This is a genomic window from Longimicrobium sp. (assembly GCF_036388275.1).
GTDB lineage: Bacteria > Gemmatimonadota > Gemmatimonadetes > Longimicrobiales > Longimicrobiaceae > Longimicrobium.
The window spans coordinates 97,947-113,750 of sequence record NZ_DASVSF010000110.1 but is presented as its reverse complement, the minus strand read 5'-3'; the positions used below and the strand labels follow the sequence as shown (position 1 = coordinate 113,750).

General features: G+C 65.4%; 9 protein-coding genes. 4 read left to right on the top strand and 5 right to left on the bottom strand.

The annotated features are described in order from the left end of the window. The first annotated feature begins 121 nt into the window (after positions 1-121). The 4 genes from VF632_RS25605 (at position 122) to VF632_RS25590 (ending at position 7,276) form a co-directional block, all read left to right on the top strand. A complete protein-coding gene (locus VF632_RS25605) occupies positions 122-880 on the top strand; it encodes a hypothetical protein (RefSeq protein ID WP_331025789.1) in 759 nt (252 codons plus the stop codon). Positions 881-929: 49 nt separating this feature from the next. Beyond that, a complete protein-coding gene (gene purL, locus VF632_RS25600; protein WP_331025788.1) occupies positions 930-3,248 on the top strand; it encodes a phosphoribosylformylglycinamidine synthase subunit PurL in 2,319 nt (772 codons plus the stop codon). Positions 3,249-4,306: 1,058 nt separating this feature from the next. Further along, positions 4,307-5,698 carry an amidophosphoribosyltransferase gene (gene purF, locus VF632_RS25595; RefSeq protein ID WP_331025787.1) on the top strand — a complete coding sequence of 464 codons (1,392 nt, stop codon included), beginning with the start codon at positions 4,307-4,309 and terminating at the stop codon, positions 5,696-5,698. 471 nt (positions 5,699-6,169) lie between these two features. Then, positions 6,170-7,276: an aldo/keto reductase gene (locus VF632_RS25590; RefSeq protein ID WP_331025786.1), complete on the top strand. Its 1,107-nt coding sequence runs from the start codon at positions 6,170-6,172 to the stop codon at positions 7,274-7,276. Positions 7,277-7,358: 82 nt separating this feature from the next. Here VF632_RS25590 and VF632_RS25585 read toward each other — a convergent pair whose 3' ends face one another. The 5 genes from VF632_RS25585 to VF632_RS28330 all read right to left on the bottom strand — a co-directional run bounded on the left by VF632_RS25585 (position 7,359) and on the right by VF632_RS28330 (position 15,741). Then, positions 7,359-10,406, bottom strand: a complete 3,048-nt coding sequence (locus VF632_RS25585) for a VIT domain-containing protein (protein ID WP_331025785.1) — start codon at positions 10,404-10,406, stop codon at positions 7,359-7,361. A 98-nt stretch (positions 10,407-10,504) separates the two neighbouring features. After that, positions 10,505-11,365: a hypothetical protein gene (locus VF632_RS25580; RefSeq protein ID WP_331025784.1), complete on the bottom strand. Its 861-nt coding sequence runs from the start codon at positions 11,363-11,365 to the stop codon at positions 10,505-10,507. Positions 11,366-11,527: 162 nt separating this feature from the next. Beyond that, on the bottom strand, positions 11,528-13,528 hold the full coding sequence (locus VF632_RS25575; RefSeq protein WP_422655645.1) for a hypothetical protein: 2,001 nt from the start codon (positions 13,526-13,528) through the stop codon (positions 11,528-11,530). Next, a complete protein-coding gene (locus VF632_RS25570) occupies positions 13,525-14,871 on the bottom strand; it encodes a metallophosphoesterase family protein (protein WP_331025782.1) in 1,347 nt (448 codons plus the stop codon). Before VF632_RS25570 ends, VF632_RS25575 begins: the two co-directional genes overlap by 4 nt. Before the next feature lie 21 nt (positions 14,872-14,892). After that, the gene (locus tag VF632_RS28330; RefSeq protein WP_414682914.1) at positions 14,893-15,741 is read right to left on the bottom strand and encodes a DNA adenine methylase; all 849 of its coding nucleotides are present in this window, start codon (positions 15,739-15,741) and stop codon (positions 14,893-14,895) included. Positions 15,742-15,804 lie beyond the last annotated feature (63 nt).

The following is a 15,804-nucleotide window of genomic DNA, read 5'->3' as shown; positions in this document are numbered from 1 at the left end:
TAACAAAGGTCAAAACGGTAACTACGGTCACCACCGGCCAGAGTCCTCGGATGGGTCGTGCTCTTGCAGGTACCGTGGTGACCGTCGTTACCGTAGTTACCCTCCCTTGGAGGCCGCGACCATGACGAAGCTCTTTCTCGCGCTGCTGCTCGCGAGCGCGCCCTTGCAGGCCCAGTCCGTCATCTCGCAGGGGATGACGCCCGAGCAGGTGCGCGAGACGTTCGGTGCGCCGGCGACCACGCGCACGTCCGGCGAGTGGACGTACTGGTACTACCACAACGGCTGCCCCAACCGCTGCGGCTCCGATGACGTGGTATTCTTCCGCGAGGACCGCGTGGTCGCCGCCGTGCTGCGCACCCGCGCCCGGCGCTTCTCCGGTCCCCGCGCTGATGACGCACTCGGCGCGGCCGGCGGGGGCGAACAGTCCGGCTCCGTCACCGCGGATGGCGATCGGACGCGCGCAGTCGGCCAAGCAGCCGGAGCCGCTCCGGGACGCGTGATCGTTGGCGGGGTGAACGTGAACGCCGCGCCCACCACCGGGGCCGACGTGCTGGTCATCACGCCTACGGGCCAGGGCGCCGCGGACGGCGTGCAGGTGCGCGAGGCGCGTGATGACGAGCGGTCCACCATCATCATCCAGGGACCGACCACCACCGGCGGAACGGGCGTGACGACTGGCGGCGCGCCTGCCAACCGGCCCAACGTCGACGCGACCAGCACCGCCCCGCGCACCACCACCGGCACGCCTGCCGAAACGCAGGGCGACTCGGTGGAGCGCGCGGCCGAACGCGACCAGCGCGACCGCAGGAACGAGGAAACCGCCGTGGACCGCGCGCGCCGCCACGACACGCCGCGCCAGCCGCCCGCACTCACGCCCTGAACGGCGCGCGGACGACCGCTCGACATCCAACGATCAGAAGGATAGAGACGTGCCCGTACAGCCCCGCCCCGGAGACCCGGCCATCACCCCTGAGCTGGTGGCCGACCACGGCATCAGCGAACACGAGTACGGGCTGATCCTCGACATCCTGGGCCGCGTGCCCACCTACACCGAGCTTGGCGTGTTCAGCGCCATGTGGTCCGAGCACTGCGGCTACAAGAACAGCCGCCCCCTGCTGCGCAAGCTGCCGACGAAGGCGCCCTGGGTGCTCCAGGGCCCGGGCGAGAACGCGGGCGTCATCGACGTGGGCGATGGGCTGGCCGTGGCCTTCAAGATCGAGTCGCACAACCACCCCTCCGCCGTCGAGCCGTACCAGGGCGCCGCCACGGGCGTGGGCGGCATCCTGCGCGACGTCTTTACGATGGGCGCGCGCCCCATCGCCTGCCTCAACTCGCTGCGCTTCGGCGAGATCGACGGGCCCGAGGGGGACCGCGTCCGGTATCTCGTCGCGGGCGTGGTGAAGGGGATCGGTGACTACGGCAACTGCGTGGGCATCCCCACCGTGGGCGGCGAGGTGTACTTCGACGCCGCGTACGAAGGCAATCCGCTGGTCAACGCCATGGCCATCGGGCTGATGAAGAAGGAGGAGCTGATCCGCGGCGTGGCGTCCGGCGTGGGCAACCCAATCATGGCGGTGGGATCGAAGACGGGGCGCGACGGCATCCACGGCGCCACCTTCGCCAGCGCGGAATTGACGGAGGAGAGCGAGGCCAAGCGCCCCATGGTGCAGGTGGGCGACCCCTTTACCGAGAAGATGCTGCTGGAGGCGTCGCTGGAGCTGATCCGCTCCGGCCACATCGTAGGCATCCAGGACATGGGCGCGGCGGGGCTCGTCTCGTCGTCCACGGAGATGGCGGCGCGTGGCGGAACGGGTGTGGAGATCGAGATCACCCGCGTTCCCGTCCGCGAAACGGGGATGACGCCGTACGAGATCTTGCTCAGCGAGACGCAGGAACGGATGCTCGTCGTCGCCCACGAGGGGCGCGAGGAGGACGTCCGCGCGATCCTGGGGCGGTGGGACCTGGACGCGGAGACCATCGGCTACGTGACGGACACGGGGCGGTACGTGATCCGCGAGAACGGTGCAGTGGTGGTCGACATCCCCGGCGAGCCGCTGGTGGACGCCTGCCCCACGTACACCCGCGAGGGCATCGAGTCCTCCGAAGTGGTGGAGGCGCGCGCGTTCGATCCGTCGACGATCACGCTGAAGCCCGAGGAGGCCGATCCCACGTGGACGCTGCGGCGCCTGCTGGATTCGCCGACCGTGGCGTCCAAGCGCTGGGTCTATGAGCAGTACGACAGCACGGTGCGGACGAACACGGTCGTGGGCCCGGGGAGCGACGCGGCGGTGGTGCGGCTGCGCGGCACCAACCGGGCGATCGCGGCCACCGTGGACTGCAACTCGCGCTACGTGTACCTGAACCCGTACCGCGGCGGGCAGATCGCCGTGGCCGAGGCGGCGCGCAACCTGGTCTGCTCGGGCGCCCTGCCCCGCGCGGTGACCGACAACCTGAACTTCGGAAACCCGCTGAAGCCGGAGGTCTACTTCCAACTTTCCGAGTCGCTGCGCGGGATCGGCGAGGCGTGCACGGTGCTGGAAACGCCGGTTACGGGCGGCAACGTCAGCCTGTACAACGAGAACCCGCGCGGCGCCATCTATCCCACGCCCACGATCGGGATGGTGGGGGTGATCGACGACCTGGCGCACGTCACCACGTCGTCGTTCCGCCGGGCGGGCGACGCCATCGTGCTGCTGGGGCGCAACACGGCGGAACTGGGCGGCAGCGAGTACCTGAAGACCATCCACGGACGCGTGGCCGGCGACGCGCCGGCGCTGGACCTCCCAGGCGAGCAGAAGCTGCAGCGTGCGCTGCTGGCCATGATCCGCGCCGGCCGGGTGGCGTCCGCCCACGACACGGCGGAGGGCGGATTGGCCGTCGCCCTCGTGGAATCCGCGATCGCCGACCCCGCCGCGCCGCTGGGAGTCGAAGTCGATCTGGACGATGACCTGCCGGTGAACGCACTTCTCTTCGGCGAGGCGCAGAGCCGCGTGGTGGTCTCGTGCGCGGAGGACCGGCTGGATGCGCTACTGGAGATGGCGGCGGAGTACGGCGTCCCGGCACGGCGGATCGGCACCGTGGGCGCGCCGTTCGGGACCGTCGTGATCCGCACGCACGGTGGGTCGATCGAGACGGCGGCCGGGGAGCTGGTGGAGATCTACGAGTCGGCGATCCCGCGGCGGATGGAGGGGAGCGCGGCGGACGTGGAGACGTCGCTGGAGTCGGTGGTGCAGAACGGGATGGAATAGGGCGCGCCCCTCCCCCGGCCCCTTCCCGCACAAACTGTGTGCGGAGAGGGGAGAACCCAGTCCGGATCCGCACTCGAAGCCCTGACGCGCGGGACGTTGTCATCCTGAGTCTTTCACCGTCCTCCGGCCGACCCTGAGGGATGAAAAAGGCTCGCGGGCGCCGTTTAAAATTTGGACGAACTGGACTTTTTCTATTCAGGCCCACGCGCGCCGAACCGGCCCGTAGTACAACCGTCGCGGGCCGAAGGATCTAGCCTGGGGCACGAACGAGCCAGGGCGCGGCAGCGGTCACCGTGGGGCGAGGCCTCGGCCGTGCCGGGGCGACTAAAGTCGCGGCTGGCAAATCACGAAGTCCGCCTTCGCGGACTGCACGGGCGAGTCGAGTGCGTCGGGCCGGCCGAAGCGCGATCGAATTCTCCCCTCTCCCGCTTGCGGGAGAGGGGCCGGGGGTGAGGGCAGCCGGGGCATGCGCCGGAGCCATCGAAGCGCACCTCACCTGGTCAGCATCGCCAGCCCGGGCACCGGCACCCGCTCAAGGCGGCGCGGTCCGAGGCCTCGGCCTCCGTGACCGCTGCCGCGCCCCACCGCCTACCCGTCCGCAGCTAGATCTTTCGGCCCGCGGAGGGTGTGGAAGGGGCTGGTTCGGCGCGCCTGGGCCTCAGGATGACAGGGTGTGGTGCGCGAAGGACCTGCGCGGCGCGCCACACTGGCTCCCTTCCCCCGCGCAGTTTGCGGGGGAAGGGTTGGGGATGGGGGGCGGCCCGAGGCACGCGCCCACCCTAATCGAACCCCGATCGACGTTCTCCCCTCTCCGCACGCAGTTTTGTGCGGGGAGGGGCCGGGGGAGGGGCAACCGAGGCCCACGGGTCCGTGCCGCCTGGGCCTCAGGATGACAGGCCGCGGTCGTCGCCGTCCAATGCCGCGCTTCCCCTCTCTGCACGTTGGTGGTGCGGCGAGAAGGCCGGTCGCGGGGCGCACCTCCGCCGCGGTCGCGTGTACAATGCCCGTTGGGAGCACGGCTGTCCTGCCCCCGTCGCACAGCAGATCGAGAAAGCCGAATGTGTGGAATCGTCGCGGTCTCCGGGAACCCCGAGGCCGCACAACTCGCTTTCCTGGGCCTGTACTCCCTGCAGCACCGCGGGCAGGAAGCGGCCGGCATCGCGTCGTTCGAGAGCGCCACGGGCGAAAGCCACCGCGTCCGCAAGGCGGGGCTGGTGGTCGACGCCATCAAGGAAACCGACATCGCCGAGCTTCCCGGCGACGTGGCGGTGGCCCACATCCGCTACTCCACCGCGGGCGGGGCCGGCCTGAAGAACGCCCAGCCCATCCGCGAGCGCTTCCGCGGCGGCGTGGTGTCGCTCGTTCACAACGGCAACCTCACCAACGCCAACCTGCTGCGCGACCGCCTGTTCGACGAGGGCGCGCTCTTCCAAAGCACCATAGACAGCGAGGTGATCGTTCACCTTATCGCCCGCTCGCGCGCGCCATCCACCGAGGAGCAGATCGTCGATGCGCTCTCGCAGGTGGAGGGCGCGTACTGCGTGCTGATCACCGTGGGCGACACGCTGTACGCCGCGCGCGACCCGTACGGCTACCGGCCGCTGGTAATCGGGGCGCTGCCCAGCGGCGGGCTGGCGCTGACGAGCGAAACCTGCGCGCTCGACATCATGCACGCCCGGTACATTCGCGACGTGGAGCCGGGCGAGCTCGTGCGCATCCGCCACGGCGAAATCGAAAGCGTCACGCGGCTCCCCAAGTTCGTCGCCGAGCCACAGCCCTGCGTCTTCGAGCTGGTGTACTTCGCCCGGCCCGACACCCGGCTGTGGGGCTACACGGTAGACCGCGCCCGCCGCGCCTTCGGCCGGCGTCTGGCCGAGGAGCAGCCGGTGGACGGCGACATCGTCATCTCCGTTCCCGACAGCGCCAACTCGGCGGCGGTGGGCTACAGCGAACGCTCGGGCATTCCCTTCGAGCTGGGGCTGATCCGCAACCACTACGTGGGCCGCACCTTCATCACCCCCACGCAGGCGGGGCGCGACTTCAAGGTGCGGATGAAGTTCAGCCCCGTGCGCGAGGTGCTGCAGGGCAAGCGCGTGGTGGTGATCGACGACTCGCTGGTGCGCGGCACCACGTCGCGCGCACTGGTGAACATGCTGCGCGAGGCGGGCGCGAAGGAAGTGCACCTGCGCCTGGCTTCGCCGCCCGTGCGCTGGCCCTGCTTCTACGGCATCGACATGCCGACGCGCGAGGAGTTGATCGCCTCGGACAAGTCCGTAGAAGAGATCCGCGAGTACCTGCACGTCGATTCTCTCGGCTACCTCTCACCCGAGGGGATGACCGACGCGGTGCGCGAGAACGGCGAGACGTACTGCACCGCCTGCTTCACCGGGGACTACCGCGCTCCCCTGGTAGACGCCGGCGCCGGGTTCGAGATGTCGTCGCACTGCTGAGGGGAAGTGCGTGAGTGCGTGAGTGCGCCGATGTCATCCCGATGGAGCAGCCCCGGCAGACCTGCACCCGCTCCACAGCCCGCAGCGACTGAGGTATCCGCCACACACCCGCCGGAGCGCGCTGAACCCTGCCGATGCACCCGGGCGGTACGTCTGCCGGACGAAGCGACGAAGAGAAGGATTGTGCCGGAACGAGCCTCGGGGCGATTCGCATCCTGTGTGGCGGATCCCTCCGTCGCTGCCGACTGTTGCGCAGGCGGAAGCTTTCGTGGGGCCGCTCCGTCGGGATGACACCGTGGGTGCGGTGGGCGGTGCGTCCTGCGGTGCATCCTACATCGCGTAGGTACTCTTCCGACTTGCCCCGCCCCGCCGTTGGCCCTACTCTGCGGGGTATCCGGCCGGTACGCGCGGTTGCATCCGAACTCCCGAATTCGACCGAACGGCTCACGCCGCCGAGCTGATGGAGGCATCATGAAATATCGTACCTATCCCGGAACCGACATCTCCACGTCGGAAGTGGGATTTGGCGTGTGGACCCTGGCCGCGGGCTGGTGGGGAGATTTCACCGACGACGAGGCCATCGCGCTGCTGCACCGCGCGTACGACCTGGGAATCACCCTGTTCGACACCGCCGACACCTACGGCAACGGTCGCGCGGACGAGCTCGTCGGCCGCGCGTTCGCCGACCGGCGCGACAAGGTGACCATCAGCAGCAAGGTGGGCTACGACTTCTACAACCACCCCGACGCGCGCCGCGGGCAGCAGGAGATTCCCCACAATCCCGATCCCGCGTTCCTGCGCGAAGCGGTCGAGAAGCAGCTGCGGCGGCTGGGGACGGACACCATCGACGTGCTGGCGTTCCACAACGTGAAGGAAGACCACGTTCCCGACGACGGCATCTGGGACACCTTCCAGCGGCTGCAGGACGAGGGCAAGGTGCGCTCGTGGGGCGGCGCGCTGGGCCCCTCCAACGGCTACCTGTTCGAGGGGATGGACCTGATCCGCCAGCGCCGAGTGAAGAGCCTGCAGCTGATCAACAACATCCTGGAGCCCTTCCCCGGCCAGAACCTGACGGAAGAGGCCGAGCGCACCGGCTGGACGGGCATCCAGGTGCGCGTGACGCACTCGTCGGGGATGCTGGAGGGCAAGTACACCGAGGACACCGAGTTCGCCAAGAACGACCACCGGCGCCACCGCCCGCGTTCGTGGCTCGTCAACGGCCTGAAGAAGCTGGAGTCGCTGCGCTGGCTTCACGAAGGGCGCGACATGACGCTCGGCCAAGCGGCGCTCAAGTGGCTGCTGGCCTCGCCCGTCGTGGTGACGACGCTGCCCAACATCTACAACGTCGAGCAGCTGGAGGAGTTCGCGGCCGCCAGCGACCTGCCCGACCTTTCGGCCGACGACCTGGCGCGCATCGCCGAGCTTCAGCGCACCAACTTTGGCGTGCACGAGGACCACATGCGCTACAAGGGCACCATGGAGCGTGACGGCGAGGCCATTGGCCCCATGTACCGCTACCCAGAGGACGGATTCCCCGGCGCCCCCGCACCCGAGCTGGAGACCGCCGCGGCGGACTGACGGCGCCACCGCAGGCATACGGAAAGCCCCGGAAGCAAGTGCTTCCGGGGCTTTTCTCGTCTCAACGCTGGACGGCTGCGGTTCATTGGCGATGCGATCGATCGGCGGCTGACGGGTTCAGCGTGAGCACCGGCTGCACGTCGCCGCGGTTCGGGAGCAGGCGGAAGGGCTCGATCCGCACGCGAACGTCGCCGCTCTCCACCGGCTCCATTACCACGATCATGCCGCGGCTGACGCCCATGGGGCCCGCGCTGTAGCAGTTGACGCCCACGTGGTACGTGCCCGGCAGCACGCGGTCGGTCCGCACCACCTCGGGACCAAAGCCCTGCCGGATGTCCTGCAGCAGGTGGAGGCCGCTCGGGGCATCCTTCTGCGCGTAGTACACGTGCGCGCCGGCGGGATCCACCACGTGCAGGTCTACGTCGTTGGCGTCCGTGTCCCAGGTCATGGTGATCCGCAGGCGGTCCGGCCCGTCCAGCTTTACGCCGTGCTCCCGGGCGCGCTGGCGGATCTCGGCTTCGCGGCCCGGCTCGGCGCGCATCCAGGCGCGGTAGACGTATCCCAGTTCGTCGCGCACCACGGCCGTGGCGTTGCCGTACCACCGGTCCACCGGCGTCTGCAGCGCCTGCTCCAGCGTCTGTGCGGATTCTTCCAGGCGGCCCGCCTGCCAGAGCAGCAGCGCCAGCGTGCGGCGCGGGTTGGGCAGGTCCGGACGCATCTCTACCGCGCGGCGCGCCGGCGCCTCCCACGCCGTCCGCGCGCCCACGCGCCAGAGCAGCATCGCGGCGCGCTGCAGCATCTCGGGCTTTCCGGGCGCCACTTCCACCAGCGATCCCGTGGCGCGGACCGCCTCGTCCGTCATCCCCAGGCTGTGGCTGGCCAGCGCGAGGCTCTCGTAGACCTGCGGGTTATCGGGGTCCATCGGCTGCCAGCGGAACGCCACCTCGCGCAGCTCGCGCCACCGCTCCGCCTCGGCCAGCGCCTCGCTGAGCTGGTTGTAGAGCGCGCGATCCCGCGGGTTGGCGGCCAGCCGTGCGCGCAGGCTGTCTACCTCGCCCGGGCGAAAGCGGCGGGCGCCCACCCACGTTGCCGCCGGCGCGGGCGGTGGCGCTGATGCCATCGGTGGCGGCGGCGGTGGCGGCGGCGCCATGGCCGGGGGTGGCGCGGATACGGGCGGGGGCGGCGCGGATACGGGTGCAGGGGGCGGCGGGGCGCCCGCGGACGCGCGCGGCCTTCGCTCGGCTCTCTCGCGCTCCGCACCCGCGGTATTCACCGCAATACCATCGAGCGCGAGCGGCGCAGGGGGTCGCGGCGGCGGGGGGCCCAGGACCGTGTCGGGCGCCATCGTGCTCTCGGATGCGGCGCGGGCCAGGCGCGGCGCGCGGCGGCGGTCCAGCCGCTCGATGCCGCGCGGGCCCACGACCAGGATCTGCGCGAGCGCCCTGCGGTCGATCCCGAAGCGCACGTAGTCGGCTTCCGTCTCCAGCACCAGCATCGTCGTGCGCGGCACCATCACCCGGTGCTCGATGCTGAGCTTCACCTGCTCCTCTGCCAGGCGGCGGCGGGCCGCATCGCCATCGGCGTAGCGCTCTTCCTCCTGCAGCTTTTCCAGGTGCGCGCGATGGAACTCGCGCACCAGCAGAGGCCCGAACCGGGCCTCGTCCAGCCGCACCCCGGTGCCCACGCGCACGCCGTCCACCGCCAGCCGGGTCTGCTCGCGCCCGCGCAGCCGGCCCAGCACCAGCACTTCCCCGCCCGCCTGCACGTCTTCCGCGCCGGTGGCGTGGAACACGTCGGCCGTGGCGTCGCGCACGGGCACGGTGCGCCCGGGCGGCAGCGCCAGGCGCGCGGCGGCCTCGCGGGCGCGGTCCTCCATGCCCTCGGTGAAGGGCACCCGGACGATGCGCCCGCGCCCCTGCACGACCTGGCGGAGCGCGCCCGCGTCTTCGCGTGCGCCCAGCACCAGCGCGCTCACCTGCGTGCCCGCTGCCATGCGGTCCAGGGGGCGGAACATCTCCGTGGGCGCGGTCTGGCCCACCGTCGCGGCGCCGTCGCTCACCAGCACGAAGCGCGTGCCGGGCTGCCGCGCGGCGCGCTCTTCGATGGAGGCCAAGGCGGCGTTGAGGTCGGTGCCGCCCAGCAGTCCGCGCTCGCGGACGAGCGCTTCCACGCGGCGCGCGGCCTCGGCGGGGGTGCGGAAGGTGCCCAGCGGCGCCACCTGCTGGTCGAACGCCACCAGCTCCACCTGTCCGCCCGGGAGCGCCGCGAGCACCGTCCTCAGCGCGGCCAGCCGGTGGTCCATCCCCTCCGCGGCGGAGGCCGACGTGTCCAGCAGGAACACCCATCGCGTGTCCACCGCCGCGGGGGGCGCGGGGGCCACGTCCGGCCGCACGCCGGCCAGGTAGTACGGTCCGGCGCGCAGCAGGTACTCGCGCGGGGCGTCCGGGCGCGGGCTCCAGCGGATCTCCAGGTCTTCGGTGGGGGTGAAGCTCTCGTCTTCCCACGCCAGCGTCCGCCCATCCACCATCCGGCTTCCCGGCGGGCCCGCCAGCGTGGCCGACACCTGCGCCTCGTGCGGTAGCGGCTGCACGTGCGCCGTCACCCGCATCATCCCGATCCGCGGCAGCCCGCGCAGCGGCACGCGGTAGCTGCGCACGCCGCCCTCCAGCGGAAGCAGCCGCGTGTAGCCCAGCACCACGCGCACGGTGGTGTTGGCCTCGATGGGAAAGATGCGCGCGCTGAAGCGGTTGCCCTGGTCCTGCTCCAGCAGCGCGGGGTCGCGCATCTGGTGAAGGATTTCGGCGTACACGCGGTTGGCGCGCAGCCGCTCCACCACCTCGCCCTCCATCAGGTGACCGTTCACTTCCTTGGCGAAGCGGCTGACGGTAGCGCCCTCCGGCAGCACTGCGCTGAACCGCCCTTCCATCCGGCGCCCGTGCGGGTTGCGGAAGACGATCTCCATCTCGGTGAGCGAGAACACCCCCTGCACCGCCGCCCGCACGTTCAGCTCTTCGATGACGAGCTCCTGCCCGTCAGGATCGGAGAGCGCGATGGGGGCCTGCGTGCGCTGGGCCGACAGTGGGGCAGCGAAGGCCAACAACACCGTTGTCGCGAGGGCGAATCGTCGCATGTTACGTGTAGGAGGCGAGGGGACAGCTGGAGCACCGAAAGAACATAAAGTTACTGTCTCTCGCGTTGCCCAGAGAGGTCAATCTCACAGGCATGTAATCATCCCGGAATCGCCAAATTCTCTACATCATAGCGCCAGAATACTCCTCTGGCCGGGATATTCACGACGCGATAGGCCTCCGGTACACTGTAGAGGACCGCCGGAGAGTGCGTAGTTACCGCGCGCAAGCCCATTGCAAGTGAGTGAGGTTTCGTGCCGTTCAAGAGGTAAACACAATTCTCTTCCGGCCAGTTCTCGACGGAAGCCTCAGCCATCGCGGCCCATGCTCCGACCGCATCGCCTGCATGCGCTGAAATGATAGATGACTCAGGAATTGCGTACTGCTCAATGAGTGCTTTGTTCGCAATGCGGGTTCTCTGCTCGTACTCTGCCGTTATGCCCGGCTTCGGAAATACCAGCACCACCCGGTCGGGATCGGCTCGGGCTACCACACGCAAAGTCTTATGGCCCTCAAACCCAACAGATACGCAATAGAGCAACGACTTGTCAGGTCGATATTCTCCCTCCATTCCGGGTACTGGGATCGACTTCCAGACACCCTCCCCAAACACGACTTCTAGACCAACCTCGCCGGCCGGGTAATCACCCTCCGCGTAGAAAACAGAAATTCTCCGCAGGATACCGCTTCGAAACCCGTTTGCCAGGACTGCAAGAATGTGGTACCGCTGGCATGTAGATGCATCGAGCAGGACGTCGATTGGTCGTCCGAGATGTGTTGACGCCTCCATCATCTGCTCGAATATCCCGAGCGAGGTTTCCAGCAGAGCGGTGGCTTTATGCTGGAGGGGTACGTACTCCTTTGCTATCTGCCGCATGAACGTTTCCAAGAGGGCATCGTTTTTCTTGCGGTACCCATCTGGATCAACCTCGTCGTACAGAACTAGTACGGCTCTCTGCACTTGTAAATCCGTAGCAAGTGAGATACATCCGACGCGCTCCTCCCAACTTGAAACCACGATGAGGAGATCGTATCGACCGCCAACGATATCTGAGACGGAATGACTCCGATGTGACACAGCGGCCACGTGCCCTGCGCGAAACCGGCTAATAGCATCCATACTTCACTCCGGAAACAGAGACAGCACTTCGTCGCCGGCAAGTCGGCGACCGACACGTATTGCTATGCTTTCTACCTCTGCGTCGGTCTGGGCACAGCTAAGCTGCTCCATGTCTCTCCAATCACTCTGGACAGGATAGTACGCTCCTCGGTATGAAAGACCGTAAGCAGGTGCAAGGGAGGCATGGAGCCGGAACTTTATTTCATCCTTGGAAAGTTCGGTAATCCGCAGAAAACCTGCCTCAGCGGCTTCGCGCACGTGCCGGTAGATACCGTGAAGGCGTTCAGGTTTAAGATTGTGCCGCGGCAAGACGAATACGCCCCGTTCGCTTGACAAGAGATGCTGCTGCTGAGCGCCGCGAGTTTGGAGGATCTTTGTGATCCGGCCGAGCCCGCGCACCACCATCTCGACTTCCCGTGGTGAGGTTACCCCAGACTCGTCAACGCCTTGCGACTTTGTAATACTGGCTTGCTTGATCGCTTCATCTTGAACGGCTGCTGAAACTTGTCCCGCTAGAAACGCCTTCAAATCGCCTCCGAAATGCTGAAAAATATGATCTACGAACCGCAGGAAGTCGCGGATACAAAGATCACTAAGTTGAAGAACCATGTGCGCTGAAGCATAGCGCGGATCTCGGTTCAAGCGCTGGCAGATAGCTAGGTAAGCAGCAACCATTCGCTTCCGTAGCTGAGAACTCTCTTGCTTCCGGCGCTTCCAAGGAGTATCGACGGGGGGCAATCGAATTCCGAGTTCTTGGATGAGAAACGCCTGATAGATCGGCGGAGCTTGGCTAGTCACTTCCACAGAGTCATCATCTTGGGGATATCCATCTTCTTCCTCGTATGATTCGTTCGAAGAACCCTCCTCCGTTTCCGTGGGAGTTGCTTTGGTTATTCCGAGGAAGAACGGATCGGTCATCAAAGCTTCTGCCCGTCGTTCTAACTCCTTGGCAAAGGGAGAAACTGATTCTGTAAGAATCCGATGCAACAGGCCATTGACATCCAACGTACCAAAGGCGCGATACACATCGAAGCTTTCTTCAGGAGCCAGGTCCCGGAGCCTGACGGTGGCTACTCCTTCGGCGAACTGCCGGAAACGCCTGTCGGTCAGTAGACGCTCGAAGGAAACAATCTCGCGATCCGTAGCTTGGAGGGTTAAGTGATCGAACAGGGTACGATGTACTTCTGTCGGCATGCTCACAAAGGAAACGATGAACATCACAGGGGTTTTCGTCGTTCTCACCATCGTGTTAAGCACCAACAATTGAAAATCACTGAGCGTTTCACCTTCATCCATGCAGATCCGGAAATGCCAAGGGTCGGCCGAGTCGTCGATGCGGCAGATTGGTTCGAGGGCTTCACCGAGCAGACGCCCGAACACGCCAATCTGGCCGACCGCATGATAGCCGAGAATCTCATCATAGGGACGACGAGTCTTCGCGGATTGTTCAATTTCTGCGCGAAGGTCCAACAGGGTAGATCCCAACTCAGACACCGTTGCTGGCAGGCGGCGTGATGATCGGGTGAAGGTCGTGCGATAGACCTGGCTGAACTTCTGTACGGCGTGAGTCTCCCTCTCCGGGCTGGTGCAGAAGACGCCAGTGGCGAGAAGCTCAGCCACCGCAGTACACAACGCTTCACCCCACACCAGGTCGAGATAGAGACCGAGGACCATACCGGCTCGCTCTTGATCCAAATCGGAAAGCCAAGTATCAACAACACCGAGCAAGATCTCCGGCAGCTTCAAGTAGATCCCCAAGAACCGGCCCGCCGGACTCCCGAACACATCGGTGGGAAGCGCGACTCGGAGGGACTTATTTTGAAGACGCTCCTTCCAGTGGAGAGCCCGCAAGAGCGTTGTTTTTCCAGTTCCTCTCGGTCCAATCAGATAAATGGGAGTCGGAGCGTCTCGAATCACCTCACCGTAGATTTCAGGGTGGAGGAAGTAGGAGTTAGTCCCGGCATACTCATGCCGACCGAACGCGAACGGTGATCGCGGACTCATACAAGCCTCCGACGCAGAATCCAGTGCTTATGTGCCTGCACACGCGCGGTGATCTCAACAACGCCCAGCCACTCCATCTCTCGAAGCCTCTCAACGACTTCATCTTCTGCTGGGCTCGCGTTTGCCAAACCTGCCTCTTCGACGGTTTCTTCAACATCCGCGGACTGTGACTTCACCGCCGCAAACAACGCATGGAATCGGGTTGCCTTGCGGGAAAGCACCTTCCCGATTCTCACACTGAGAGCATCAGACGCATATTCTGGTTCGTCTCTATCTCCAAGTGGGATCCGTATTGGCTCCATGGGTGTGACGTCTCCATAGTTCTGGAAGACATACCGAGTGACTTCACAGCCAAGCACTAGGCCCGTGTCTGTGAAGTAGAAGCTGATCAAGTTGAAACCAGCGTCTAGCACTGGCGCAGAAACCGTCACCAGCGGCCGTCGACCACCTTCGGGGTGGGACAAAATCTCAACCGCGCTCTCATGAATGTGTCCATGGCAGTAAATAATTGGCTTGTTGCACCCTGCAAACCGGTAGCGTGCAATGCCAGCATTAATCACTTCGCTATACGGTGCAACCCGTGGAACGGCCTGCGGTAATAGGCCATGGTGGGCAAGCACGACTGCAGGAACGCTCGAGGGGATCCCGCTAAGAGTGGAGGCGATGTCTGCTAGATGCGTGTCGTCGAAGGCTGGTGTATCTAATTGTTCAACGAGATCGCGGTGGTCAGCTCTTCCTGTCTTCGTTTCGGAGAGCAACGATATGTACGCTTTCTGAAATCGCGCGGGGAGCCGACGATACTCACCGCAACCGAGACAGGAGTTGAGGGAGATCACCGGCAGTCGACAGCCTGACGCGTTTAGTTCCGTAACGCGCACGGCATCTACAGCTAGGATCGGCCTTCCGATTTCTGCCCAAGCGGTCCGGAACTCCTCGAACTTCTCCAGTGAGTCGGCATGGGGAACGGGATCCGGTTCGTCGTCGCTCCCCGGCAACGGGATCTTAGATCGATTCACATCGTGATTCCCTGGAACAACATGAAGCCCATCTGATTCCCACGGCTGCAGGCCGCCAAAGCATTTCTGTAGATACTGAATACATTCTTTGTACTCGCCAACCTTGGCATTCGTGGTTAGATCTCCTGAGAGCAGTACACCGCCGAGATCAGCTTGGTTTTCAGCCAGTCGCCGGATGGTCGCCATCACGGCCGTAAGTCGATGCGGTGAGACCCGAGCCTTTAGCGCGGCAGAAAAACCAGGATCCTTGTCGTCGATTACTGCTGCACCGTGTCTTGTCTCCGGATAGTGGACGTCTCCCAAGTGGAGAAGCGATAGACTTTTCATGGTTGGTCGATGCGGGCGAAATCACCGCGTGGGCTGAAGGATAAACAGCAACTCACGGACGCGGCCCCGACCCGAGACAGTCCGGCTAACCTGGCTACCCCGTTCAAGCACCCGAATGTCAGCATCCGCGTAGAGTTCCTCGATCTCAGGATTGGTACCGTTGCTAATGATCACGAGTGAACCCCGCGACTTCGCTCGGTGAGCCGCTTCTGACAAGCGAACGTGATCAGCCCAAGAGAATGGCCGGCCGTTGTACCGCTCGAAGCCCCCCCGGCGGCTCGGCGGGTAGGGAGGGTCACAATACACTACGTCACCTATCCCAGCTCGATCCAAAGTAGCCTCAAAGTCAACATTGACCAACTCAACAGCGTTGAGGGCCTCAGATGCGAGCGAAAGCAAGTCCGTGTCAATCAGGATCCGGTGCGTCCTGGCACCGCCGCCGAATGGAACGTTATAGTCTCCATCACGGTTCTCCCGATAAATTCCTGCAAACGAGGTCCGGTTCAGGAATAGGAACCGGGCCGCACGTTCAAGTGGAGTAGTGGGCTTCCACCCCCGAAGAGAATAGAAAGTGTTTTCACTTGCCGTCCATTGCTCAAGAATGCGGACAATTTCCTGCGGACGATCACGGATTGCCACGTACGTTTCTACCAGATCTGAGTTCAAATCTGCGAGCAGTGCCCTGCCGGGACGGAGATGAAAGAAAACCGCGCCTCCACCGAGGAATGGCTCTATATACCGGCAGCGAAGGGCCGGTTCTATAAGCTTAGCGATAGTCGGTGCAGCCCAACGCTTCCCGCCGGGCCAGCGCAGGAACGGCCGGGGGCCACCAATCTTCTCTGGTCGGGTCCGAATAGCGCTTTTACTCACGTAGGTCGAGAACGGTAACGATGGGCATATGAGAATAGGCCGGCTCCACCGCAACGCGCAATA